A 24,225-nucleotide genomic window follows, 5' to 3' on the forward strand; every position below is an offset into this window, starting at 1 on the left:
CTTCCGGCCGGGACGATTTTAAAAAATCCGCTTGTCTTCACTGTCTTTGGGAGTCGCTGCTTTGATGCTCAAGTATTTGGGGCTCACGTAAAACCAGGCGTACTGAAGAATCTGCTGGGTAGCCTCGTTTCTGATCAGCTCCGTGATTTCAAAAATTGGCTCATTTTCTGACAAGCAGAGTTTTTCACGGACTTCTTCCGAAGGCATCGCAACCGTAATATCCAAAGATTTATCCAAAACAAAGGCCAGCTTTTCCTCCACCGGCTTCATGTAATTGGCAAATTTCAGCATATCTTCAATTACCGGCTGATGGTGGACGTAAGGCAAATAAATGATTTCCATGGCGATTTCCTTATCATCAGAATAAAGAATCCGCTTAACCTCCACCGCCTTCTGATTGTCTTCCAGATTCAGAATCCGAGCAATCTGTCTGACTGGACGAATCACCTTAACTGAAATCAGTTTGACGTTATCAATCTGGATGTTGAGGCCGTCATATTTGTTGAACTTGAACCGAAAAATATCCACCTCCGGCTTACAGACAAAATTTCCCTTGCCGGGCACCGAATAAATATATCCCTCATTGGACAACAGGGACAGGCTTTTGCGGATAGTCATCCGGCTGGCCGAGTATTCCTGCATTAAAGCAGTCTCAGAATTCAGCATATCGCCGGGTTTGAGTTGGCTTTTTAAGATCTTGTCTTTTAAACTCGTCACGATTGCCAAATATAAAACATCACTCATTTATCCAACTCCCCCTTTTTCTTTTTCAGGTAAACCTCGCAATATTGAATGCCTTCATAGAAATTATTGGTCATGAAATCAATCTGGGGGATTTTGATATAATCCTGATTGACCACTGCTCCTCCCAACAGAAAACGACAGCTTTTCAGCAGATTTTCCGTTTCCAGCGTGTTACCCAACTCCTGCAGATAAGGAATGGAATTGGTCATAACGCAGCTGACCGCAATGATGTCCGGCTGATGCAGTCTGACGGCTTCCACGAATTTTGACACCTTTACGTCTACTCCCAAATCAATGACACAGATACCCCGATTTTCCAGCGCATCGATCATCAGATCCTTGCCAATGTCGTGGATATCGTCAAAAATGGTTCCGAAAAGGACGGTACCAAGAGGCTTTTCTGCGGAACGACTTCCCTGTTCCAGATTGGCAGCGGCGAAAATATTTTTAGCAATCATTCCCGATACAATCAGATCAGCAATATAGCATTCGCCACTTTCATATTTTTTTCCAATTTTTGCCAGGCCTTCCATCACCAGATCATAGAGATCCTGAACGTCGATGCCCTGCCCAATTAGATTATCGGCCAGCTCTTCAGCCTCATCCAGTTTTAGGTCGGCAATCAGTTCAATCAGTTTTTCCTTCATTTCTCCTCCTCAGCGCTAACGTACAGATCTGTACGTTCGATTATAACACACATGCTTTTTTGGGCCTACCTGCTTTTCTATTAACTGAACCAGTCCAGCCCTTTTTCCGAATCTCAGAAAAAGAGCTGGTGAAACCAGTATGTTTTTTAGTAAACTCTCTTATTTTTTGACGAATCCAATTTTGGCCCCAGTGGTGTACTTCCGGCAAAAGCGATCTTTCCCCAGCAACAGCTCCGTTGCTTTCAGTGACTCAATCAACGGTACATTTTCCGGATTGACCACTGCCGAATCCATGCCGGCTGCTACGGCCAGCGTCAGAAAGGTGCGGTTGACCAACGCCCGGTTAGGCAGCCCAAAAGAAATGTTGCTCAGTCCGCCGCTGATATGAGCTTCCGGGTAGGTGCTGCGAATCAACCGGATCGATTCAAAGGCAATCAGTCCAGCCTGTTGATCGGTTGCCACCGCCATGATCAACGGATCCACATAGACCTGATCATCGGCAATACCGGCTGTCCGAGTTGCTATAAAAATCCGTTCCAATACCGTCATCCGTTCCGCTACGGTTTTAGGCATACCCGACTGGGACTCATCCAAAGCCAGAGCAATAACCTGGCAGTCCCGCTCCTTAATAAAGGGAATAAAGCTTTCCAGACGCAGGGGATCACCATTGATCGAGTTGATCATTGGCGTTGCTTTAGCAGCATGGATGGCAGCTCTGATAACATCAGGGGTGGAGCTGTCAATACAGATGGGAATATCGGTAACTGCTTGTACCACTTCCAATAGCCATAGCATATCATCTTTTTCCCGGGAGGGATCAGTGCCAGCGTTGATATCCAGATAGTCAGCTCCGGCGTTGGCCTGATCCAATGCGGTTTTTTTGATGAAGTCAGCATCCCCGCCCAGTATCGCTTCCTGAATGGCTTTGCGGGTGCCGTTTATTTTTTCTCCGATAAATATCATTATAGCTCCTGTTCTACTTCCAGTCGTTGGCAGCCTGGAACATGGCCACCATATTCTCAAATTTCGTGTTGGCGGGTGCATCACATCCGGCTGTGATAAACAGTCCTGTCGGGCCGATATCATCAATCAGATTGTTAACATAATCTTTCACTTCCTGTGTTGTCCCGGTTGCCAACAAGGGTGATGGTACATCACCCATAATCGCGACATGTTCTCCCAAAACCTTTCTTGCTTTTCTCAGATCAGTCATGCCATCAGTATTAATGATCGATTTCTTGACCGGCATTTCGAGAAAACGCTCAATGTCGCGATCCCAACACTGATCAAGATGAAAGGTAGCAATATGATTGTTTTCAACCAGCGCCATAGCCATACTTTTCATTCCCGGCCAAACAAGGCGATTCCAAATTTTGGGGGATACCAGGGCACTGGCCCCACGCCATCCACCAACCCAGGCACCATTGCCATATTGGGGGTTCAAGGTTGCTAACATCCCCGCAATCGAACCAGGCAACATCACATCAATTGCTTTTTCAATCTTATCCGGGACTTTATAACAATCCATAAAGAACTGCGACATCGATCGCCCGCCACACAAAACTTCAAACGGCGGACTGGCAAAGGCACTATTCACTGCCGGATAATTACTGTCGATAAATAACTCAGCATTTTTCTGTCCGTTCTTCTGTTGATAAGCCATGGTTTCCTGAAATTCATCCATATCCACCAACTGCGGTAAAATTCGATTAAAAACTACATCAAAGCCCTGTTTTATTATCACGTCATAATCTTCCCGACTCAGAATGTCGGTTTCTACAACTTGCCATAATGAATCATCCGGTAATTCTCTACCCGGCATTTTTATTTTTGACAACCATGCCATTGGCAGACTATGATCAGACCGCATCCCGTTAACCCCTACATTTATACAATCCACTGACGTAATGGTATTGATTTCATTGATATAATCCAAGGTAGTTTTGATGTTAATATCGGGATTCATTGCAAAATCCTTCATTTTTACACCCATATGGGCTGCCGGAGCCGCTTGTCCCATATAACAGGTGGTCACTTTTTTATTCTCAAAATTAACCGTATCCTTAATTTTCTGGCATCTTTCTTCGTATAATTGGCTAGCCATCTTATAGCATCTCCTTACATAATTTGACTGCCGACTGGGCGTCATCCCCTACGGCATCGGCACCGGTATATCTGACAACCGATTCATCCGTCGGTCCGCCACCAATGATAATTTTCACCTGGTCTCTTAGTCCCGCTGCTTCAACCGCTTTAACGGTATTCAGGATCGAGTCATAACAGGTGGTCAGTAAGCAGGACAGTGCCAGAACAGGTGCCCCGGATTCTTTCAGAGCATCCACAAAGGCCTCAGGCTTAGCATCCACACCGACATCGATGACATCAAACCCACCGGATTTAAGCATGATATAAACCAGGTCTTTGCCAATATCATGGATGTCGCCTTCAACCGTACCCAGTACCACTTTTCCCAGAACATCTCCGGTTTTTCCAGCCAGATGAGGTTCCAGCATTTCGCCCACTTCCTTGAACATTTCGCCGGACATCATCAGGTCGGATACAAAATAATCTCCGGCACTAAACATTTCCCCAACTTTGACCATCCCGGCTTCGCCTTCTTTGAGGATCGCAACCGGATCCGTACCATTGTCCAATTCCTTCTGCACTGCTTCCATCAGCTCGTCCATTTCCAGACTCGCCAGTAATTCACTGATTTTTGCCATTTTACATTCCTCCAATTTTTTTACTTTTTTTGCAGAGGAGCATCGCCATCAATATTAACAAATCAATTATTTTTCTAAAAAAATGAAATTTCTGTTATCATTTCTTCGGATCTGTGCTAAAATTCTGATGAGATCTCCTTAAACCTTCCTCAAGTACTATAGGGCCCGCAATGCCTGTACTAGGAACCTAAGGAGTCTTTTCTTTTTTTGTCATCTGCTGTTCGTTCCTCCTTTTTCTACTTAATGGATTCTTTATAATACCGATACATATCGGCTATTATCACTAATCGTGATGATCGCAGGATTCGTTTGAGTCTTGATGATGACCATGACAAACTGGACAAGGCTTATCTGATTGATGGCTAAGGGACTCATCATCCAGAGCTTCCCGATAATCGGTCATCAACTCAAAAACACTGCAAGTTCGTGCCAGGGCCATGTGAAAAAACTGAAGATTCTTATTTTTATCGATGCCGGATACAATGCCATTAAAAGTCAGGCGACCTTCCCGAATGTTTCCGCCAGTACTATGACTTTCACAGTTTATCGGCTTATCCTGACTGACACAGCTGAGTTTGATAAACCCATCATCAGCCAGTTCAATCAACCCTTTAATATGCCCAATAACATATTTTTCGGTCTTACTCAGCTGTTCGAGATAGCTTTGGATAAAAAAACAGCCGATTTCCTGCCACTTTTCATTGGGAATAGGCAGCCGTGATGACAGGGTGGTTTCAATTGCCAGGGTTTCAAATGTATTCTGATACATAGTCGCTTCTCCATATTCTTTTATTTAAACTGCTACTAACTCAATCGTGTTTGAGCATCTCATTGATCTGATTTTCGCTCAACTCATTCACGTTTATTTTTAATAACGGAACCGTTTGGTTATATTTCCCGATGATCATATCTGATTTTTCCAATTCCCCCGGACTAGCCACATCGATTTTATTGATCACCACGACATCCGCCAGAGGAATGGACGTAGCCAGATAGGGTTCCAACACCGCTTCGAACATGTCTACCCGGGTGGAATCCAGGATAAACACATTTCTGATTTTTTCTTTGCGAAAGCCACTATGTTCAAGCGGTGGATAGATGGCTGATGGATCCGCTGCCCCGGAAGGCTCAATAAGAATATAATCCAGCTGAAAATCTGTCATCAACTGAGTGATGGTTTCCTCCAGACTCATTGCCAAAGTGCAACAGATGCAACCGCCAAAAATTTCCCAGACATCATAGCCCATTTTTTTCATCTGAAGATTATCTATCCCAATCTCCCCCACTTCGTTAACAATGATGGCGCAACGTTTGTCTTTTTCTGCCAAATATTTGGCACTCTCCAACAACAGAGAGGTTTTTCCTGAACCGAGAAATCCAGTGAACAGGATTAATTTTGGATCGTTCATGTTCTGTCTCCAATCTAACTTATACGTACAAGTATGTATGGATAAAATATATACCTGTGAAAACGTTTTGTCAAGTCAATAATAATTTATTTTTGATATTTTACGAATATTCTCATCCAATAAACCCATTTAGTTAATGATTAGCATAAAAAAGACGTATCTCATAAATGAAATACGTCTTTTGCATTAATTTCCTGTGACTGGGTAGGTCACTGTCCATTTTTAGATCAGCCTGCCTAATCAACGACCCAATCAGAAACAGCGTGGCAAATTGCCTACATAATCGAGTCCATCGCCAGGGCTGGATGGTTTTTAGTTTCTAGGAATTCCAAAACGGCTTCCGAGTCGGTGGCAATGGTTTCGTCGCAGACCATATTAGTAAAGTTTTCGATGCCGGTCATTTCGAAGACGGCTTTGTTTAGTCGTTCGGCTACATCGTCTTTTAATTCTTTTGGCATCCAGACAATTCGCGATAAGCCACCTTCAGCCGACATGAATTTTTTCGAACCAATCAGGAAACGGCCATGACCCATAAAGCCGGGGGTCTGCACGCCGCCGCCAGTCATTGATGCCAACTCGCCAAAGGTCATGCCAACCGGCGAGGTCTGGCTGAATTCACGATTAACGATGATGACGCCATTGGCTTCGGGCATGATTCCGCAGATACATTCAAAACAACCGCAGGAAGTCATTGGGTCTTCGAGGATCGAATAGAGGGTTACTTTTTCGACAGCTCCCTGAGACGCGGTATTAACCACCTCGTTGACGGAATCCCAGATGCCCAGTCGTTCATCCACGGCTTCACCTTTGATAATAGGCTGATTGGGTCCCAATGGATCCAGTTCTTTGGTGGCTTTGGCATCCAGCCAGGAGACGGCGCCACACAACCCCAACCGTTCCGGAGTGACGACGCAGACATGACTGGGGGCAAATGACTGACATAATAAACAGGTATAGAATTCATCAACGCTGGCATCGGTTAATGCACTCATTCGGGCATCACGTTCGGCATAGATCGGTTTAACCATTTCTTCGCCCAGCCGTTTGACATCTTCCGCCTTAGTGTAGATGGTAATTTCGCATTTATCAACAACCTTTTCAAAGTCGGAACGCATTTTAGCATAGAGCACTTCACCGATGTGTTTTAAGCGGAACCCTTTTTCAAAGGCTTCTTTGGTTAAGCGGATCCAGGCAATGTTACGTTGGCCCACATGCATGGCACCATCGATGTAGTTGGTGAAGTAGTGGATGCGGCGCTCCAACACGGTTTCGAAATCTTTCTGCATCGCCTTACCGCCAACGGTCACGACAATTCCTAGTGGCAAACGAACCACGTCAGCTCCAGCAAACATCGCGTCATCAATATCCGGTCCGATCAGGGTGATTTTATGATCTTCCATTTCGGCTGGATCACCGCTGGTAACCAGTTCCCAACACTCGGTTTTGTTGCCGCCAAATTCGGCAAACATAGTATCTTTACGAACCCGTTCACCTTCAAAAGCGGAGGCTACGGAAACTGGGACATTGATTTTCGTGACTTTAATTTTAATTTCCCGGGCTTCTAACGAAAACTCGACGGTTTTGGCGTGGTCGGCCTGGGACATTAACGCGCCGGGTACTTCAGGTACCGGGACATCGGCGATAACCGGGAAGCCTAAAGCAATGGCACCAGCGCCAACCGAGACAATCACTTCGTTTAATTCACCGAAGGTATTAACAAAGGCCGGGACCCGCTCTTTGGTATAAGTTAAAAACTCTGGCAATTTACCTGGCTCGATGCCGCCAAAGATCAGCGCGGCCCGAATCGCAACGGAGACCACATGTATTACGGAGGTTACTTCATGGCCCAGAGGAATAACACGATAGTCCAGTCCCATTTTCACACCTGCCTCTAAGGCCTGCTCGATGATATTACCAACCATAAAGGTCAGTAAGCCTTTTTCCTGATAATCTTTAACTATCGCAGCCAGAGCAGCAGGATCTGAGGATTCGCCTAACAGCACGGCAATCCCGGGAATATCGCCAGTTACCAGCGGCACGCCCAAAGAACGAATAATCGGATCGGCAACAAACCCGATTCCGGCATCATTTACGTAAGGATCGCCATCCAGGTAACGGATCGCTTCAATAATTTCAGCGCCAACGGCAGTGGCCAGTCCAGCGTTTAAGGCGTCACCCAGGTCTTCTTTGTTGGTGATCAGACTTTTCAAAATCCCCACTGCCGCTGGTAAATCACCCAGGGTTTTAATTTTAACACCGGTGGCGGCGTAAATAATTGGTAAAAAATAAGCCGTATCCGGGTAGCCAACCGCATGACCTTCGCCATATTTTGCAATGGCATCATTAACGGCGCCTTCCGTTAATCCGGCAACCGCATTCGAACCAGCGTAAATTAAATCTGTCAAACTCATAGTTTTTCACTCTTCCTTTTCAAAGAAATTTTTTTTTAGTATTTATACATATCTAAATGTATAGCAATTTTTGTGCCAATCAATAAAACCCGCCAGATTCTCCATCCAGGCGGGTTTCGTTTAATATTCCAGCATCAGCAGTGTCTATTATTTTGACACTGTCAAGGATACCTTGACACTTTTTGACACAATTTGACACCAGCTGACAAGAGCCTGGGCGTCATGATGTGATGTTATACTTTTTGATTTTATTATACAGTGTTTGGCGCGTGATCCCCAGTTTGGCCGCCGCCGCGGATTTGTTGTCGCGGCAGTTTTGCAGTACTCTGACGATCAGCTCTTTTTCATTTTCTTTGATTTCGTTTTTGGCGACCCCGGCAAAGACATTTAACGATTCTGCCGTGTTGAGTTCTTTTTCAATCGCGGCCCTGGAAATGATCGGATCATCGACTAAAAAGGTCAGTCTTTTGATTAGATTCTCCAGTTCGCGGATATTTCCCGGCCAACTATAATTCATTAATTCACGCAGACCGGCGGCATCAATTTTTTTCACCGCCGTTCCCGTTTCCTGGCTGATTTGTGTCAGGATTCGCTGCGCCAGACCGGGAATCTCCTGACTTCTTTCGCGCAGCGGCGGCAGCACGATGTTGATCACATTGAGCCGGTAGTAAAGATCTTTTCGGAATAAACCGGCCCCGATCATTGCTTCCAGGTTTTGACTGGTGGCGGCAATTACCCGGGTATCAACGTGTTGAGTTGTCACGGCGCCCATTTTTTCAAACTTCTTTTCCTGCAGAAAACGGAGTAGTTTGGACTGGATTTCGATGGGAATCTCGGCGATTTCATCTAAAAAAACCGTGCCGCCCTGGGCCATTTCCAGTTTTCCGATTTTCCCCTTTTTATTGGCTCCGGTAAAGGCCCCGGGGCTATAGCCGAACAGTTCGGTTTCAAAAAAATTCTTGGGAATGGTGGTGCAGTCAATATAAATAAAGGGTTTGTGACTTCGGGGGCTCTCCTGATGGACCACTTCGGCAAACATCGTTTTCCCGGTGCCACTTTCGCCGCGCATTAAAATTGAGGCATCGGTCTTAGCTACTTTCTTGATGTAATTGACCAGGTCAATCATTTCAGCGCTGGCGACCAACACGTTGGGATCGTGTAAGGTGACGGTGTCCGGTTTGCCCGCCTTGCTTTTTTCATCAATTTGTTCTTCCAACGCGGAGATTTTATCAAGCAGTTGATTTTTGCTTTTGGCCAGTTTCAAGGAGTTGATGGTCAGGTAAAGCATATTAATATCGGTTTTGCCACCATCGCTGTCATGATTCACGCTCTTTTTATGAGCACTTGCTTTGGTGACTTCAAATTCGCAATAGCTGTCGCCGAGGGCGTTACAGCGGACTTCCACGGCATCCATATCCTGCTTACTGATGGTACTGACAGCCCCGGCCAGGATCCCAGCTTCAAAATAGCAGACCGGTTTACCGATATTTTCCATCTCACTGCAGGTAAAGCAGTCGTCCAGCCGAAAGACAATTTTTTCATCGGACATATTGGTCATGACAATCTGGCCAATTCCCAAGGCCGTGATCTTTTCGGATAAGCTGTTATAATCGGTCACATTCAGGTTGCGGCCGACATTTTTAGCTGTGTTATAGTAGATTTCTTCCTCAACTGCCCTGGCATTCTGACTGGTATTGGCCAGATTTAGCACATTTTTCAGATTTTTTTCAACATGATTGTAATTCTCATCGTTCCCAATGCCATTTTTAACCATCGCCGTCGCTCCTAAATTTTTGGATTTGATAAAAGACCTGATCCGTTCCGTCTTTTCCTTTTATTATAGCTGATGTTTGGCTAATGATCAAACAATTAAGCAACCAAAAAAAACTTTGATAGTTTTTTAATTAACAGCTTGACCTTGAAGTGACTTGAGGGTTTATCCTATCAGTAAATCCAAAAATGAAAACGAGGTACAAGATGTTTACTAAATTATTTACGCCCAAGAAAATCAATCAGTGTGAGATTCCCAATCGTCTGGCGGTCACCGCCATGGTGGCCAATTACTGCAATGAAGACGGCACCGCCACCGATCGTTATATTGCCTATCACGAAGCCAAAGCCAAGGGCGGCTGGGGCTTGATTATTACCGAAGATTATGCCGTCAGCCAACATGCCATGGGCTATCAGTTTATTGCCGGGCTGTGGAATGATGATCAGATTGCCAGTCACAAAAAACTGACCGACACCATTCATCAGTATGACTCCAAAATCTTTGCTCAGATCTATCATGCCGGCCGTCAAAGCGCCAGCTTTGTTAATGGCGGCGTTCAGCCGGTGGCGCCGTCGGCAATCCCCTGTCCATGGTTGCGGCAACTGCCCCGGGAGCTGACCATTCCGGAGATTGAACAGATTGTTGAAGATTTTGGCGACTGTGCCTTACGGGCTAAACAGGCCGGCTTTGATGGCATCGAAGTGCATGCCGGACATGGTTATTTAATTGCCGAATTCATGTCCACCTATGTCAACAAACGTACTGATAAATACGGCGGTTGTCTGGATAATCGCTTACGCTTTGTTAAAGAAATCTATGCCAATATCCGCGGCAAGGTCGGCGACGATTTCCCGGTCATGATCCGTTTTTCGGCTGACGAAGTGGTCCAGGGTGGCCGGGACATTTCGGAATCCCGGGTGCTGGCCAAATTATTTACCGAATGGGGCTTTGATGCCCTGCATGTTTCCAGTGGTGCCTATGGCGATCATAATAAGGGGATTGTTTCGCCGATGTATGTCTCCCATGCCTGGACTGTCGATTTTGCTGCTGAGATCAAACAGCTCGTCGATATCCCGGTCTTTACCGTCAACCGTATCAATGATCCCCGCATGGCCGATGGTCTGCTGGAAATGGGCAAAGCCGATTTCATCGGAATGGGTCGGGGTTCTTTGGCCGATCCCGATCTGCCGAACAAGGCCAAGGCCGGCGATTTAACCTCGATCCGCTACTGCATCGGGTGTATGCAGGGCTGTGTTGGTAAATTATTAGTCGGCGAGTCGATCACCTGTTTAGTTAATCCCTCGCTGGGTCAAGAATATCAGTTGGATTACAGCAAAGCCGCTGCACCAAAAAAAGTCCTGATTGCCGGCGGCGGACCCGGTGGCCTGGAAGCGGCTCGCGCTGCGGCGATCAAAGGCCACGAGGTCACGCTTTATGAGCAGGGCAGCTTTTTAGGCGGTCAGTTTAAATCCGCCGCTTATCCCCCCTGCAAGGGTGAGTTGGCCACTTATACCAACTGGATCACTCGCGAACTGGATCAGTTGGGCGTAACGATTCATCTCAACTGCCAAGTGACCAAAGAACTGGTCGCTGCTGAAAAACCGGATACCGTTATCGTCGCCACCGGCGGAACCCCCTGCAAACCAGCCATCAAAGGAATCGACAAAGCCCTGGTTGTCACCGCTGAGGATGCCCTACTGGGCAACGTGGCCACCGGTGATCAGATCGTTGTCGCCGGCGGCGGTGAGGTCGGTTCGGAAACGGCGGCGCATCTGGCGATGCAGCAACGGGATGTGACCATCATCGAAATGCTGCCCAAGATCTGCAGCGATCTCGATGGCGTCAACAAGTTCAATCTGATGAAAATTCTCCGCGAATATGAAGTCAACCAAATGACCCAAACCAAGGTGGTCGAAATTCTGGATGATGGCGTAATCATCGAAAACAGTCAGGGCCAGCAGACCCTGCCAGCCGATACTGTCGTCATCGCTTTAGGCTACCGTCCCAACAACCAGCTGGCCGAAGCATTATCAGCTGTTCACAACCACGTCATCGTCGTTGGCGGGGCTGTTAAAACCAGCAATGCCATGGTGGCAATCAATGACGGCTTTAATGCCGGCTTGTCGCTGTAACCCCCACTACACCGCTAACAATTAAAGATAAAAAAAAGGATCGGTGCTTGTAAAAGCCCTATCCTTCAGACTATCAAAAAAAATAACCCAGTACCGACAATTGTTACATCATGTTGTACGCATCGGAGCGGACACGGCATCGCCTGTCCGATTCCGCAGCGAACAACAGATTAACAATTGGTCGGTACGGTAGTTTAGCGACAACCTCAACGGATAGGTGCTTTTTTAAAGCCCTATCCTTTTTTATTTGTCTTGTTTCATAAATGTGATACAATGAAAAAAACCTGAAGCCACTATAGGGAGGAAAATCATGGCATATCGCATTGGGGAAGTCTCCAAACTCTTGGGTCTGCCGGTGGAGACCATCCGCTATTATGAAAAAGAGCAGATTATTGCGCCCAAACGTCAGGAAAACAGTGACTACCGCACCTATGAAACCTGGGATATCTTTTTTCTGATGGAATGCATGCGCTACCGCAGCTTTGACATTTCGTTAAAAGATATTTCCAAGATGCTTCATAATGATTCGCTGGACTTTTTTGTCGAGCGGATTGGCTTTAAACAACAGGTCATCGATGAAAAACTGCGCTATTATCAGATGCTGGAGCGCAAGATTTCCGACTACAAGGATAAACTGGCAAGTCTGCCCTATAATGTTGGGTGCTATTGGTTCGTCAATACCCCCGAGTATCGTTATTTTACCTATGTCCGACGCGAAAACGGTGATCATTATGGCGAGGTCGAGGAAAAGCCCTTATTTCCGCACTGGCTCAAGCAAATCCCCTTTGTCGAGTTTACCCATCACATTTCCTTTGCTGACATCGCCGACCCCCGCATCGACCGCGATGCCTGGGGGCTGTGTGTCGAAAGCGCTGACGCCGCGCTGTTAAATCTGCCGCTGAACGCGGAGGTGCAGATCCGACCGGCGAGTTTATGTTTGTGTACGGTGATGGATCTGGGCGACTATGGCAATTTAACCTTACGCCAGTTTGACCCGCTGGTGACCTATATCCGCGACTACGGCATTGTGCCGGAAGGTGATATCATCGGCAAAATCCTGACCCGGGTCCACGCCGATGGAAAAATGCACCGTTATATTGAGTATACGATCCCAGTCAGGAAATAAAAACCAAAAAAACGGAGGACAAAACGATGAAAACGGTAGATACCAAGCTACAGCCACAGCGTGTTAAACTTATTTTTAATCCCGGTTCTGGCGTGAATGACGAATCCCCACTGCAGATCATGGCGGTCGTTAAAGAAATGCAGGCCCGGCAGTTAATCCCGGAACTTTATTTAATTGAACCCGACAGTAACTTGCAGGAAGTGGTCGATGAGGCCATTGCCCAGGGCATTGAGCTGTTTGTGGTGTGTGGCGGCGACGGCACCGTTTCTTCGGTCACCAAGGCGCTCTACGGTTCAGCGGCGACGCTTGGCATTGTTCCCACCGGAACCCGCAACAATATCGCCTTGAGTCTCGGTATCCCCACCGATATTGCGGCGGCCGTCGCCATCCTCAGCGAAGGACAGCGTTTAAAAATAGATCTCGGCCTGGTCATTTGCAACGGTGTCAGTACACCATTTATCGAACTTTGTTCGGTGGGATTATTTTCGACCCTGTTCCCCGCCGGGGATGACATTCAGCACGGTAACATCACCCGGATCGGTGATTTTCTTGGCATTCTGACGACTGCTCCGCCCTCAGACATCCATCTTTTTCTGGACGATAATCAGGAAATCAGCGAATTGGGTCATGCCGCATTAATTTCCAATATGCCCTATATCGGTCGTAATTATAAAGTCGGTGCACCCGATGCCTATCATGACGGCTTACTGGATGTGATGTTTTTTGCCGATCTATCCAAACTCGATTTAATCAATTATATTCTGACTGGCGTCGGCACCGATAACCCCGAAGATCCCCGGATTATGCACTATCATGTCCGTGAAATGGTCATCGACACCGAACCGGCCATGGCGGTAATGGCCGATGGTATCAGTTTAGGCGAGGGGTCAGTGCGTATCCAAGTCCAGCCCCAGGCTTTGTCGGTTATGGTCGGGGCGACGGCGTCACATGAAGAGCAATAAGCTGGATCAGTCCGGTACTGACAATGGCCATAAAGCAACTAAAAAAAGCCCCTTACCGGTGGCTAAAATTCGCGACGCCGGGCAGAAAATCATAACCGGGATCCGCCATATCCCCCCGCTTTACTGGTTAATTATGGTTGCGATTGTCCTTGTTTCATTTCTGCTCGTTATTCCTGATTATGTCTGGATCATTTTTTCAGACGCCGTCAAAAGCCAAAATTCGCTGCTGATCCTGGTCCTGATTTTTGCTTTAACCACCATTTCACTGGTGTGGTCGGTTGGTCAACGGATTGATGTCTGGGTTTTTACTTATTTTAATATGCATGGCCGCCGCTGGCCCTGGCTTGATGGGACGATGCTGTTCTTGACACAGCTTGGCAACGGGATTTTTGCGATGATCCTGGCCACTCTTTTGTATTTTTTGGGGTACCACGTCCTTGCCTATGCCTTTATCTTAGGCACCTTATCATTGTGGTTTGTGGTAGAACTGATAAAAATACTGGTCCATCGCACCCGTCCCTATAAAAAGATTGAAAATAGTCGTATTGTCGGCTCACCTGCCAGAGGCAGTTCGTTTCCCAGTGGTCATACCAGCCAATCCTTCTTCATGGCAACCTTTCTCTTACCCTATTTTCACGTCAACTTTTTTATCGGGTTGGCTGGCTATCTGCTGGCATTTTTGGTCGGGATCACCCGTATCTATGTCGGCATGCACTACCCCCGGGATGTCCTCGGTGGGGCGATGCTGGGAACCGCCTGGGGACTGTTAGGCGTGATTCTTATACAGTCATTTTGAATTTAAAGCGGCGGATGATTTGATATTAATTTAATGATTGTTGCGCTAGAGGTCCAAATTTTTAAAAATGACTATTTAATATTTTTAAACCGGATGCAAAGGGGTATTCATTTAATAACCGACATAATATTGGGGAGGTAAAGAAAATGAATATTGAACAAGTGATCAAGAACCTAAAAAAAATCGATGGTTCTCGGGATATCTGGCGGGATATTATCAAAGCATTCGAGGGATTTTCATTTAATGGCGTCACCGAAGTCACCATCGAATCGCAAATGGATGATGAAATTGTCCAGGCCTTTATCGATGCGGACGAGGCTCCGGTGATCCAAATCGCACTGGATCAGTGGGCCGATGATAGCTACGTGGTCATCGATGCGTCGCAGCTCCGTTGATCAACTTTTTTAAACCATAAAAAACACGCTGGATGGAATCCTTATTTATAAGATGAAAGGATTGTGATGAAAAAAATAATCATCAACGACACCATGCAAAAAGGCTCTTATTACTTATGTGAAGCGATGGGTGCAAATTTTGATCCTGATTTCAAACCGGAGTTCTCACCCAAAGAGCTATTAGCTTTGGGTCTTTTCGGAGGCAAGTACATGACTGATTGTCGGTCCGAATTTCCGGAGGATTGGTTTGACCATGCCAAACTCTCGCCGACCCGAAAAGATATTTCTTTAAATTATTATCAGGTCGATGCCTCACAGCCGCTTAAAGTCTGGCAGGCCAATGGCTGGATCAATCCCATCGATCCCCGGGGCTGGTTTCAATGGTATTGCCGCTATTATTATGGTCGCAGAGTTCCTGACGAAGACCGTCGCCAGATCAAACGCTGGAAGGCGATGGTGCGCCATATTGGCGCGATAAAAAAGAATTGCGACAATATGGATCAAAGCTGTCGCAAAAAACAGCGACAGGCCCTGCTGCACTGGGCCTATGACAGTCGCAAACTATAACCACCAAGACATCAGTCTAAAAGCCAATACGTTTAAAAAACCTCGAATCAAGTTGTCGAGGTTTTTTTGCTGAAGCAATCGGATCAGATTATTTCCTACTTATCATAAAGAATATTTTTGCGCAGGGTCTCGGCTTCTGGCGCGCCGACTAAAACCGTCACCAGTTCCAGGGCAAAATCGACGGCTTTGCCCGGGCCCCGGGAGGTGATCAGGTTGCCGTCCCGGACAACCGCGTCCGTTTGGTAGATTGCCTGGGGCAGATCCGCTTCAAAGCCGGGGTATGAGGTCACTTTTTTACCTGCGATGATCCCAGCTTTGGCCAGAACGATAGGCCCGGCACAGATGGCTGCCACTAATTTTCCGGCGGCATTCATGTCGTTGACGATTTTGACAACCCGGGGATCGTCGCGCAGATTGGCGGCTCCGGGCATGCCACCAGGTATAACAACCGCGGCGTAGCCATCAAGGTTTAGCAGTTCATCAATATGTTTGTCCGCTTTGACCTCGATCTGATGGCTGCCGGCAACCATCAGGCTGTCGCCGACGCTGACCATCTCCACCGTAATCGGCTTGACGCGTCTTAAATAATCGACCACCGTTAAGGCTTCTACTTCCTCAAATCCCGGTGCTAAAAAAACAATTGTTTTCATCTTTTTCCTCCTTATTACAAACGATTCACTGCTTGTTTCTCTCTCTATTTTAACAGAAATCAGACCATAGTTGGAGAGAATTATCAAACCGGCTGGCGTTAAAATAAAAACCACGCTGGCAATGGTTTAATGCGCCATTGCCAGCGTGTCTTTTTAAAGGTTCAGGCGGCTCACGCCAAGATCTTTTTAACTTCAGCGGCGACGGCTTTTCCCAACGCGGCATGGCTGGCGGCATCTAAATGAAGGCCGTCAATAGCACTGGCCTGGGCCACGGTTGCGGCATCAAAGAAAGGCACGCCCCGGCTGGCGGCGACGCCTTGATAGAATTCGGCCATCTGGACGGATTTTTCGCGGTTACCAGCAAACATAAATTTGAAGATCCCGTCTTCAATCGGTCCCAGTGGCGGCGGCGCAATAAACAGCACCTTTGGTCCCGCGGGGCCAAACGCCCCGACCTGGGCCAGCGTTTTATCGAGAATCAAACCGGCGCCATTGGCAATATCCTGAGCGGTCACCGTATAACGGCATTTTAAATCATTGGTGCCAATCATGATAATCACCAAATCCAGCGGCGCATGGCTGTCCAGCAGGGGAATAATGTGTTGTTTGCCGCAGCGGTATTCTTCAATGGGATCATCCCAAACCGTGGTCCGGCCGTTTAAGCCTTCCGGGATGACCTTGTAATCATCGCCTAATTCGGCCTGGAGCACCCCAGCCCAGCGAACCTCGTCCGGCCAGCGTTTAATCGCAGCCACTAAATCATTGGATGGATCCCATCCCCAGGTGTTTGAATCGCCAAAAATCATCACGTTTTTCATCATTTTCCTCCATTTATATAAAATTTTGATACCATGTAAAGCTGTCAAGCCTGCTGATCCCAGACTTCCAAATGGCTGGTGGCCACGGATGCGACCCCGATTTTTATCGCGTTGCTGATTTGCTCACTGGTTGTCATTAATCCCCCTAAGATGATGGGCAGCCCGGTTTCATCTTTTATCTCCCGGACCAGCTGTTCGGGAATGGTGCCGGGCATCAGAATCACCACATCCGGTTGATGTTCTTTGATATTGATCAGACCGGTTCGACAGGCATCCGAATCGATGACGAAAAAACCAAAGGCCGCCATCATACCGGATTCTTTTATATATTTCATACACTGCGATTTCATTGTAATGACACAGTCGACCCCACAGTTGGCCATATACTGAATACCCATTTTATCCCGGGCTATTCCTTTAATCGAATCCTGATGGACCATCACCTTTTTTCCGGCCCGAGGAATATGTCCCACCAGTTGCGGCAGGGTATTGATATCCCCCAGTTTGAGCATAATCCAATCCGCGTCGGTTTTTTCAATGGCGTAAAGCAATTCTTTCCGTTGATGAACCGACGGAATAACCGCTTTGAATTTCAATTGTTGACAGCCATTGACTGTCACGCCGTTTTTTATTTGCATCCTATTCCCTTCCCGTAACACCGCGGTGACTTTTGTACACATAAAAAAGTCCGCATCATACCGAGGACGCCAGCCAGAAATTTCCGGCACGGTGCACCCTCAGTATCATACGGACATCTCTTAAACTCTTGTCCCATGTTTATTCTATTGTCATAAATTCGGTTGTAATGGTTTTCTTTTTCTAATTCTATTCCTTTTTTACCAGGGTGTCAAGGGATAAAGAATCGTTAACAAAGAATTGATTCGCTTAAACCAGTATGAGCAGATTTCAATCTACGGCAACGATCGCAGTGTCCATGTCTATGAGAGCATCGGGGCGCTGGCCGTAGCCGCCGGTCAAACCCTGACCATTAACCAGCATAACCATCAGGATTATCCGCTGGAACTTTCTTTTATTCACTAGGGGATCACCTTCTACCAGCTCAAATCAGCGGCGGCGGTGGCCGCTTTGGGTGGGGGCCGATGCTTGATAAACGGGATACACGATAGTTTTGAGGCGCGGGTGGCGGCGCAAAAAATAAAGAAACGCCCTAGTGAGGGGGCGTTTCTGGGGTAATTGTGGTCGCTGGTGATTATTGCTCCGACACCAGCCCGAAATACTTTTCAAAGAATTTCATCAGCTTGTCGCCGACACTTTGCTTTTTGACGGCCCGGTTGCCACCACCAAAGCGTGATACCGGGGGCATTATTTTATCGATGTCGGTGCCGCTGGTTTTCAGCGCCCCATCACGGAAGGCGTTATCGATAAATTTTCTGGTTTCATCCGGTTTGAGTTTTTCCGCAGTGATCAGCGCGGCCAGGTCGCTCTCTTTCTGCTCATCGACAAAGCGGCGCCACTCCTCGTCCACCTTGGTTGACGCATTGACGGTCTCAATAAAGTGTTCAATCAGGACCTTCTTACTGCGCAGCTCAATACTGGCGCCGATGGCTTTATCAATCGCCACCAGGATACTCTTGTCTTCACAGTTGGAGGCATGGTATTGGGCCACCAGCATCAGAATATAATCGATGTTGATTTCGACCTGGCGGATCAATTCAATTTCAAAAACAATGTCGTCGTTGATCCGCTCCTTGTCGGCTTTATTGCCACCGCTGAGGTCCTGATAAAGATCGAGATAAAGGCTCTGATAGTCCTGATAGTCGCGGTTGGTCAGGATTTCCCGGCCAGGAAAGTTGTCAAAGGCAGTCAGGATATTCTTAAGCCGCAGGATTGCCCCGAACAGCCGGATAAAATCCTTCTCGTTCTGTTCGCCGATGATCGCCTGCCCCAGCGGAAATTTTTGACCCAGCTCGGCAATCAATTCGGTGTAGCCGGGGTGATGCTGGCCATCTTCGTCAAAGCCATAATAATAGCTGTCAAAGTTTTTCAGCAGCACGATGCTGCCAGCATCCTTATCGCCAAACAGGGCGATGGCGGCATCGGTTTGTTCCTGCAAATCCCGGAAACAGACGATGTTGCCGTAGGTCTTAACCGCATTGAGGATCCGGTTAGTCCGCGAGAAGGCCTGAATCAAGCCGTGTTGCTTGAGGTTTTTATCGACCCATAGGGTGTTGAGGGTGGTGGCATCAAAGCCGGTCAAAAACATATTCACGACAATCAAAAGATCGACCTCGCGGTTTTTCATCCGCAACGACAGGTCTTTGTAGTAGTTTTGAAACTTGTCGGCCGAGGTATCATAGTTGGTATTAAAGTCGCGATTATAATCGGCGATGGCCGCTTCCAGAAAATCCCGGGAGGATTGATCGAGGCCGGCGGTATCAAAATCCTCGTCGGGAAAGACATCCTCGGGATCGGCTTCGTTGGCGGAAAAGCTGAAAATGGTAGCGACATTAAGCGACCGGCCCTGATCAGCCAGCTGTTTTTTCAGCTCGATGTAATATTTTTTCGCCACCGGGATCGAGCTGACCGCCAAAATTGAGTTAAATCCGGCGACCCGCTGACCCTTAAGCGAATAGAAATGGTTGCGCTTGGTCTTCTGGTCAAAATGTGTAAGCAGATAAGTAACAACCGCGCGGATCCGGGCCGGGTCGGCCAGGGCCGCTTCGGTATCAATGGCGGCCACCTCTTTATCCGCCAGCCCCGCTTTCATCTTGACGGTGTTGATATAGTCAATCCGAAACGGTAACACGTTGCCGTCATTGATGGCATTGACAATGGTATAGGTATGCAGCTTGTCGCCAAAGGCCTGGGGGGTGGTGCGCATGGTCGGGTTGCCGCCGCTGCCGGCATTGGCGGCAAAGATCGGCGTCCCGGTAAAGCCAAAGAGATGATAGTGCTTAAAGGAGGTGACGATTTTTTTATGCATATCACCAAACTGGGAGCGGTGGCATTCATCAAAGATGATCACAAAATGTTTCTTAAAGGCCGCATGGCCCTTGTTTTTGGAGACAAAGACATCGAGCTTCTGAATCGTCGTGATGATGATCTTAGAACTGCTGTCGGCCAACTGCTGTTGCAGGATTTTGGTGGAGGTATTGCTGTCGGCGGCGCCCTTCTGGAAGCGTTCGTATTCCTTGATGGTCTGGTAGTCCAGGTCTTTCCGGTCGACTACAAACAGCACCTTGTCGATATAGGGCAGCGCCGTAGCCAGCTGGGCCGTCTTAAAGGAGGTCAGAGTCTTGCCACTGCCGGTGGTATGCCAGATATAGCCGCCGGCGGCCAGTGTGCCGGTTTGCTTGTAGTTATTTGAAATCTCGATCCGTGAGAGGATCCGCTCGGTGGCGGCAATCTGGTAGGGCCGCATCACCAGCAGCAACGCTTCGGAGGTAAAGACACAGTATTTGGTCAGCACGTTTAAGAGCGAGTGTTTGGCCAAAAAAGTCCGGGTAAAGTCGACCAGGTCGGCAATGGCGGTATTGTTACTGTCTGCCCAGTAGGAGGTGAACTCAAAACTGTTGCTGGTCTTCTTACTCTTTTTGCGTTCCCCGGCCGCGCTTTCCTTGACGTGGCTGGAGCGGGTAGTATTGGAATAATACTTGGTGTGGGTACCATTGGAAATGATAAAAATCTGGACATACTCAAACAGCCCGCTGGCAGCCCAGAAGCTGTCCCGCTGATAGCGTTTAATCTGATTAAAGGCTTCCCGGATGGCGACGCCCCGGCGCTTCAGTTCGATATGAACCAGCGGCAGACCATTGACCAGAATGGTGACGTCATAACGGGTCTCGTGGCTGCCTCCTACTTCCTGATACTGGTTGATCACCTGCAGGCGGTTGTTGTGAATATTTTTCTTGTCGATCAGGTTGATATTCTTGGTGGTACCGTCGTCTCGCTTCAGGTTCTGGACATGGTCGGTCTGAAGCTTGCGGGTTTTTTCTACAATCCCCTCATTGCTACTGGCGATGCTTTCAGCAAAAAAGCGGTGCCACTCGGCGTCACTAAAGATATAGTCATTGAGCGCCTCCAGCTGGCGGCGCAGATTGGCTACCAGGGCGGCTTCATCGTGAATCAGCAGATACTCGTAGCCCTGGGCCTGAAGCAGGCGGATCAGTTCCCGTTCCAGCTCGGCTTCACTCTGATAGGCATCCGAGCGGCTGTAATCGGCCTGATATTCGGCCACGACGGTGCTTTCGTTGGAAGCCACGACTACGTTATAAAGGCTCATGCGCCCACCTCCGTTTCGCCGTTGGCCCGGGCCGGAAAGGTTAACAGCTGGTCGCGATAATATTCATATTGCTGGCGCCGGGCTTCGATTTCAGCTGGCAGACCGCTGGACAAATCGTTGCAGAGAGTGTCGAAGCGGTCGAGGATGGCAACGATCCGGGCTTGGTCTTCGAGGGGTGGGACAGCAATTGGATAACCCTTGATAATACCCGAATTCAGGTCTGAGCGTGCACCTTGTCCAAGTGCTTTGAGTTTTTCATAATGGCAGCTTACCCAATGAAATACATAACGATAGTTAGCTTCTTGAGGATTTATCTCCAAACAGCAACAATGTTGATTAGTGGTCATTGGGATTCTATTTATAGCAGACCTTCCAGCAGTCGCTCCTGAAATTGCAATAATAACGCAATTTTTAGGAATCCATTTTGCTGAAGAATTCTTTAATGCTACTGGTGTGATTCGCATCTCTGTATCAAAAATGTCTACAAATCGCACCTCTTGGGTGCGTAGCCAAGGTATATCGCCACCGTAGTATTCAGCTTTATTTGCTAGTGGTGTACCACCGGAATAGGATTTTATTGAAATGTTCCCCAACGTAGTAACCGGTACCTGATCACCAAAAGACAGCAGTTCACCCCGATAATAATTATATTGCTTTTTCCGTGCTGACAGCTCCGCTGTAAGCTCCGCTGTAAGCTCCGTGAAATTGTCCAGAATCCGGACAATTTCACCCTGCACCGGCAGCGGCGGGAGGGGGATTTTAACAGAGTTAAGAACAGCTTGCGTCAGGCTTGGCACACCACCAGCTGTATTGAGTCTTTCAAGATGTTGGGCTTGCAAATAGTAAAAAACAAATTTAGGTTCGATTATATCAGTATTTATATCAGTATAAAAAATTGTATCTACTGTCCAGAACGGTACATCCACGTAATACAATTTATCAATTGAACCTTTACGTGGTATTAGTACCGAAGGTTTTTCAAACGCAGCACGGTCGATGAAAGTCATAATACCGCCAGTACCATAAACCGGTATATCGCCTTTATCAAAACCCTTATAATCTTTGCCATTTTTAATTGTCAGCACTTGTGAAAGACTTTTAAACTCCACCCCCTTCGGGCACAGCTCCGCCATCAACGCTTCCAGCTTACTCATGCGTCTACCTCAATTTCAGCAATAATCTTCGCAATCTCATCCCGCAGCACCTGCTCCCGGGCGACAATCGCTTCAATCTCGGCATTAAGAACGGTGATATCAATCACTTCCCGCAGATCCGGCTGCTCGACGTAGCTGGACACTGACAGGTTATAGTCCTGAGCCGCAATCTCGGCATTAGGCACCAGCCGCGCAAAATGCTCAAGGTCCGCCCGGTTGATATAGGCATCAATAATCGCATCGATATTGGCCTGGGTCAATTTGTTATTGTTGGTAACCTTGACGCATTCTTTGGCGGCATCAATAAACAGGGTACTGTTTTCGCTTTTAGACTTTTTCAGCACCATGATGCAGGTGGCAATGCTGGTGCCAAAGAAAAGATTGCCCGGCAATTGGATGACGCAGTCGATATAGTTGTTGTCGATCAGGTATTTGCGGATCTTCTGCTCGGCGCCGCCCCGGTACATCACCCCCGGAAAGCAGACAATCGCCGCGGTACCGGAGGTTGCCAGCCAGGCCAGCGAATGCATAATAAAGGCCAGGTCAGCCTTGGACTTGGGCGCCAGCACCCCGGCCGGCGAAAAGCGGGGATCATTGATCAGCAACGGATTGGCATCGCCGTCCCAGCGGATCGAGTAAGGCGGATTGGAGACAATCGCTTCAAAGGGTTCGTCATCCCAGTGCATCGGATCGGTCAGGGTGTCGCCATGGCCGATATCAAACTTGTCGTAGTCAATGTCATGGAGAAACATATTAATGCGGCAGAGATTATAGGTGGTGATATTGATTTCCTGACCATAAAAGCCCTGGCGGACGTTTTCTTTGCCAAGAATCTTGGCAAAGTTTAAAAGTAGCGAGCCGGAGCCACAGGCCGGGTCATAGACCTTGTTGACTTCGGTTTTGCCGACCAGGGTGATCCGCGTCAACAGCTCGCTGACTTCCTGGGGGGTGTAGTATTCACCGCCGCTTTTGCCGGCGTTGGAGGCATACATCCCCATCAGGTATTCGTAGGCATCGCCAAAGGCATCAATGGTGTTGTCCTGATAGCCGCCGAGTGTCATGTCGCCAATACCATCTAAGAGCTTGACGAGCATTTCGTTGCGTTTGGCGACGGTGCCGCCAAGCTTGTTGCTGTTGACGTCAATATCGTCAAACAGGCCTTTAAAATCATCTTCGCTGATGTTGCCCTGGGCCGAGCTTTCGATATTGCGGAAGGCCTGCTCCAGCGTTTCATTGAGGTTCTCATCATCGGCGGCGGCGCTACGGACGTTCTCAAAAAGCTCACTGGGGAGAATAAAGAAACCCCGGGTTAATACCAGATCAGCCCGGGCTTCTTCGGCCTCCGCGTCCGATAGTTGCGCATAATCAAAATCGCTGTTGCCGGCTTCATGCTCGCCGCGGTTAATGTAATCGGTCAGATTTTCCGAGATATAGCGGTAGAACAGCATCCCCAAAACATACTGCTTAAAGTCCCAGCCATCGACACTGCCGCGCAGGTCAGTGGCAATATTCCAGATCATTCGGTGCAGTTCTGCCCGTTGTTGTTCTTTTCGATTATCAGCCATGTATCTTCTCCATCTTTGCTTTTATTTGTTAGTCGTGGTCGCTCGGTATTTCGCCCGATCAGTGCGTCGCGCTGATCGGCGTACCTTTTAATTTTAACTCACCCTTTAAAAA

22 protein-coding genes are annotated in these 24,225 nt (G+C 47.8%); 7 read left to right on the forward strand and 15 right to left on the reverse strand.

Annotated features, from left to right (window positions below; genetic code table 11):
* Positions 1–18 precede the first annotated feature (18 nt).
* The 9 genes from U2P91_RS01300 to U2P91_RS01340 all read right to left on the reverse strand — a co-directional run bounded on the left by U2P91_RS01300 (position 19) and on the right by U2P91_RS01340 (position 9,708).
* Complete coding sequence (locus U2P91_RS01300) at positions 19–744, reverse strand: GntR family transcriptional regulator (protein WP_111887369.1); 726 nt, start codon at positions 742–744, stop codon at positions 19–21.
* Positions 741–1,391: a cobalamin B12-binding domain-containing protein gene (locus tag U2P91_RS01305; protein WP_322518841.1), complete on the reverse strand. Its 651-nt coding sequence runs from the start codon at positions 1,389–1,391 to the stop codon at positions 741–743. Before U2P91_RS01305 ends, U2P91_RS01300 begins: the two co-directional genes overlap by 4 nt.
* A 159-nt stretch (positions 1,392–1,550) precedes the next feature.
* Entirely contained in the window at positions 1,551–2,354 is an 804-nt protein-coding gene (locus U2P91_RS01310) for a dihydropteroate synthase (protein ID WP_322518842.1), read from the reverse strand.
* A 13-nt stretch (positions 2,355–2,367) separates the two neighbouring features.
* Positions 2,368–3,495, reverse strand: a complete 1,128-nt coding sequence (locus tag U2P91_RS01315; protein WP_322518843.1) for a uroporphyrinogen decarboxylase family protein — start codon at positions 3,493–3,495, stop codon at positions 2,368–2,370.
* A gap of 1 nt (position 3,496) precedes the next feature.
* Complete coding sequence (locus U2P91_RS01320; RefSeq protein WP_111887374.1) at positions 3,497–4,114, reverse strand: cobalamin B12-binding domain-containing protein; 618 nt, start codon at positions 4,112–4,114, stop codon at positions 3,497–3,499.
* A gap of 283 nt (positions 4,115–4,397) precedes the next feature.
* Entirely contained in the window at positions 4,398–4,883 is a 486-nt protein-coding gene (locus tag U2P91_RS01325) for a hypothetical protein (RefSeq protein WP_322518844.1), read from the reverse strand.
* 40 nt (positions 4,884–4,923) lie between these two features.
* Complete coding sequence (locus tag U2P91_RS01330) at positions 4,924–5,523, reverse strand: GTP-binding protein (protein WP_322518845.1); 600 nt, start codon at positions 5,521–5,523, stop codon at positions 4,924–4,926.
* A gap of 275 nt (positions 5,524–5,798) precedes the next feature.
* Positions 5,799–7,934, reverse strand: a complete 2,136-nt coding sequence (gene acsB / locus U2P91_RS01335) for an acetyl-CoA decarbonylase/synthase complex subunit alpha/beta (protein ID WP_322518846.1) — start codon at positions 7,932–7,934, stop codon at positions 5,799–5,801.
* A gap of 220 nt (positions 7,935–8,154) precedes the next feature.
* Positions 8,155–9,708: a sigma 54-interacting transcriptional regulator gene (locus tag U2P91_RS01340; protein WP_322518847.1), complete on the reverse strand. Its 1,554-nt coding sequence runs from the start codon at positions 9,706–9,708 to the stop codon at positions 8,155–8,157.
* Between the two features lie 203 nt (positions 9,709–9,911).
* Here U2P91_RS01340 and U2P91_RS01345 point away from each other — a divergent pair, with 203 nt between their 5' ends.
* From U2P91_RS01345 to U2P91_RS01370, 6 genes are all read left to right on the forward strand, one after another.
* Complete coding sequence (locus U2P91_RS01345) at positions 9,912–11,837, forward strand: FAD-dependent oxidoreductase (protein WP_322518848.1); 1,926 nt, start codon at positions 9,912–9,914, stop codon at positions 11,835–11,837.
* Positions 11,838–12,147: 310 nt separating this feature from the next.
* Positions 12,148–12,963: a MerR family transcriptional regulator gene (locus U2P91_RS01350; protein ID WP_322518849.1), complete on the forward strand. Its 816-nt coding sequence runs from the start codon at positions 12,148–12,150 to the stop codon at positions 12,961–12,963.
* 26 nt (positions 12,964–12,989) lie between these two features.
* Complete coding sequence (locus U2P91_RS01355) at positions 12,990–13,925, forward strand: diacylglycerol/lipid kinase family protein (RefSeq protein ID WP_322518850.1); 936 nt, start codon at positions 12,990–12,992, stop codon at positions 13,923–13,925.
* Positions 13,912–14,721 carry a phosphatase PAP2 family protein gene (locus tag U2P91_RS01360; protein WP_322518851.1) on the forward strand — a complete coding sequence of 270 codons (810 nt, stop codon included), beginning with the start codon at positions 13,912–13,914 and terminating at the stop codon, positions 14,719–14,721. The genes U2P91_RS01355 and U2P91_RS01360 overlap by 14 nt, the downstream gene beginning before the upstream one ends.
* A 146-nt stretch (positions 14,722–14,867) precedes the next feature.
* Positions 14,868–15,116: a hypothetical protein gene (locus U2P91_RS01365; protein WP_322518852.1), complete on the forward strand. Its 249-nt coding sequence runs from the start codon at positions 14,868–14,870 to the stop codon at positions 15,114–15,116.
* A gap of 66 nt (positions 15,117–15,182) precedes the next feature.
* Positions 15,183–15,683 carry a hypothetical protein gene (locus U2P91_RS01370; RefSeq protein WP_322518853.1) on the forward strand — a complete coding sequence of 167 codons (501 nt, stop codon included), beginning with the start codon at positions 15,183–15,185 and terminating at the stop codon, positions 15,681–15,683.
* A 95-nt stretch (positions 15,684–15,778) separates the two neighbouring features.
* Here the strand turns inward: U2P91_RS01370 and U2P91_RS01375 are convergent, their stop codons facing one another.
* The 3 genes from U2P91_RS01375 to U2P91_RS01385 all read right to left on the reverse strand — a co-directional run bounded on the left by U2P91_RS01375 (position 15,779) and on the right by U2P91_RS01385 (position 17,789).
* On the reverse strand, positions 15,779–16,333 hold the full coding sequence (locus U2P91_RS01375) for a DJ-1 family glyoxalase III (protein WP_035355249.1): 555 nt from the start codon (positions 16,331–16,333) through the stop codon (positions 15,779–15,781).
* Positions 16,334–16,503: 170 nt separating this feature from the next.
* Positions 16,504–17,151, reverse strand: coding sequence for an SGNH/GDSL hydrolase family protein (locus U2P91_RS01380; RefSeq protein ID WP_322518854.1), 648 nt, complete (start codon positions 17,149–17,151; stop codon positions 16,504–16,506).
* 44 nt (positions 17,152–17,195) lie between these two features.
* Positions 17,196–17,789 (reverse strand): glycerol-3-phosphate responsive antiterminator, encoded by a 594-nt coding sequence (locus U2P91_RS01385; protein WP_322518855.1) that lies wholly within the window; start codon positions 17,787–17,789, stop codon positions 17,196–17,198.
* A gap of 238 nt (positions 17,790–18,027) precedes the next feature.
* On the opposite strand from U2P91_RS01385, the gene U2P91_RS01390 reads away from it, so the two are divergent.
* The gene (locus tag U2P91_RS01390; RefSeq protein ID WP_322518856.1) at positions 18,028–18,192 is read left to right on the forward strand and encodes a hypothetical protein; all 165 of its coding nucleotides are present in this window, start codon (positions 18,028–18,030) and stop codon (positions 18,190–18,192) included.
* 169 nt (positions 18,193–18,361) lie between these two features.
* On the opposite strand, the gene U2P91_RS01395 is transcribed toward U2P91_RS01390, so the two are convergent.
* From U2P91_RS01395 to U2P91_RS01405, 3 genes are read right to left on the reverse strand one after another with little or no spacing between them, the layout of a single operon-like run.
* The gene (locus U2P91_RS01395; protein WP_322518857.1) at positions 18,362–21,394 is read right to left on the reverse strand and encodes a type I restriction endonuclease subunit R; all 3,033 of its coding nucleotides are present in this window, start codon (positions 21,392–21,394) and stop codon (positions 18,362–18,364) included.
* Complete coding sequence (locus U2P91_RS01400; RefSeq protein WP_322518858.1) at positions 21,391–22,548, reverse strand: restriction endonuclease subunit S; 1,158 nt, start codon at positions 22,546–22,548, stop codon at positions 21,391–21,393. Before U2P91_RS01400 ends, U2P91_RS01395 begins: the two co-directional genes overlap by 4 nt.
* Entirely contained in the window at positions 22,545–24,113 is a 1,569-nt protein-coding gene (locus tag U2P91_RS01405) for a type I restriction-modification system subunit M (protein ID WP_322518859.1), read from the reverse strand. The genes U2P91_RS01400 and U2P91_RS01405 overlap by 4 nt, the downstream gene beginning before the upstream one ends.
* Between the last annotated feature and the right edge of the window lie 112 nt (positions 24,114–24,225).

Origin of the sequence: Acetobacterium sp. K1/6 (assembly GCF_034438075.1) — a bacterium.
GTDB classification, from domain to species: domain Bacteria; phylum Bacillota; class Clostridia; order Eubacteriales; family Eubacteriaceae; genus Acetobacterium; species Acetobacterium carbinolicum.

Bases quoted from the DNA above. Each gene is read 5' to 3' on its own strand.
- U2P91_RS01345 (WP_322518848.1), top strand. From the start codon at position 9,912: ATGTTTACTAAATTATTTACGCCCAAGAAAATCAATCAGTGTGAGATT.
- U2P91_RS01320 (WP_111887374.1), bottom strand. From the start codon at position 4,114: ATGGCAAAAATCAGTGAATTACTGGCGAGTCTGGAAATGGACGAGCTG.
- U2P91_RS01395 (WP_322518857.1), bottom strand. From the start codon at position 21,394: ATGAGCCTTTATAACGTAGTCGTGGCTTCCAACGAAAGCACCGTCGTG.
- U2P91_RS01300 (WP_111887369.1), bottom strand. From the start codon at position 744: ATGAGTGATGTTTTATATTTGGCAATCGTGACGAGTTTAAAAGACAAG.
- U2P91_RS01360 (WP_322518851.1), top strand. From the start codon at position 13,912: ATGAAGAGCAATAAGCTGGATCAGTCCGGTACTGACAATGGCCATAAA.
- U2P91_RS01325 (WP_322518844.1), bottom strand. From the start codon at position 4,883: ATGTATCAGAATACATTTGAAACCCTGGCAATTGAAACCACCCTGTCA.
- U2P91_RS01365 (WP_322518852.1), top strand. From the start codon at position 14,868: ATGAATATTGAACAAGTGATCAAGAACCTAAAAAAAATCGATGGTTCT.
- U2P91_RS01375 (WP_035355249.1), bottom strand. From the start codon at position 16,333: ATGAAAACAATTGTTTTTTTAGCACCGGGATTTGAGGAAGTAGAAGCC.
- U2P91_RS01305 (WP_322518841.1), bottom strand. From the start codon at position 1,391: ATGAAGGAAAAACTGATTGAACTGATTGCCGACCTAAAACTGGATGAG.
- U2P91_RS01370 (WP_322518853.1), top strand. From the start codon at position 15,183: ATGAAAAAAATAATCATCAACGACACCATGCAAAAAGGCTCTTATTAC.
- U2P91_RS01330 (WP_322518845.1), bottom strand. From the start codon at position 5,523: ATGAACGATCCAAAATTAATCCTGTTCACTGGATTTCTCGGTTCAGGA.
- U2P91_RS01315 (WP_322518843.1), bottom strand. From the start codon at position 3,495: ATGGCTAGCCAATTATACGAAGAAAGATGCCAGAAAATTAAGGATACG.
- U2P91_RS01385 (WP_322518855.1), bottom strand. From the start codon at position 17,789: ATGCAAATAAAAAACGGCGTGACAGTCAATGGCTGTCAACAATTGAAA.
- U2P91_RS01380 (WP_322518854.1), bottom strand. From the start codon at position 17,151: ATGAAAAACGTGATGATTTTTGGCGATTCAAACACCTGGGGATGGGAT.
- U2P91_RS01405 (WP_322518859.1), bottom strand. From the start codon at position 24,113: ATGGCTGATAATCGAAAAGAACAACAACGGGCAGAACTGCACCGAATG.
- U2P91_RS01310 (WP_322518842.1), bottom strand. From the start codon at position 2,354: ATGATATTTATCGGAGAAAAAATAAACGGCACCCGCAAAGCCATTCAG.
- U2P91_RS01355 (WP_322518850.1), top strand. From the start codon at position 12,990: ATGAAAACGGTAGATACCAAGCTACAGCCACAGCGTGTTAAACTTATT.
- U2P91_RS01350 (WP_322518849.1), top strand. From the start codon at position 12,148: ATGGCATATCGCATTGGGGAAGTCTCCAAACTCTTGGGTCTGCCGGTG.
- U2P91_RS01340 (WP_322518847.1), bottom strand. From the start codon at position 9,708: ATGGTTAAAAATGGCATTGGGAACGATGAGAATTACAATCATGTTGAA.
- acsB (WP_322518846.1), bottom strand. From the start codon at position 7,934: ATGAGTTTGACAGATTTAATTTACGCTGGTTCGAATGCGGTTGCCGGA.
- U2P91_RS01400 (WP_322518858.1), bottom strand. From the start codon at position 22,548: ATGAGTAAGCTGGAAGCGTTGATGGCGGAGCTGTGCCCGAAGGGGGTG.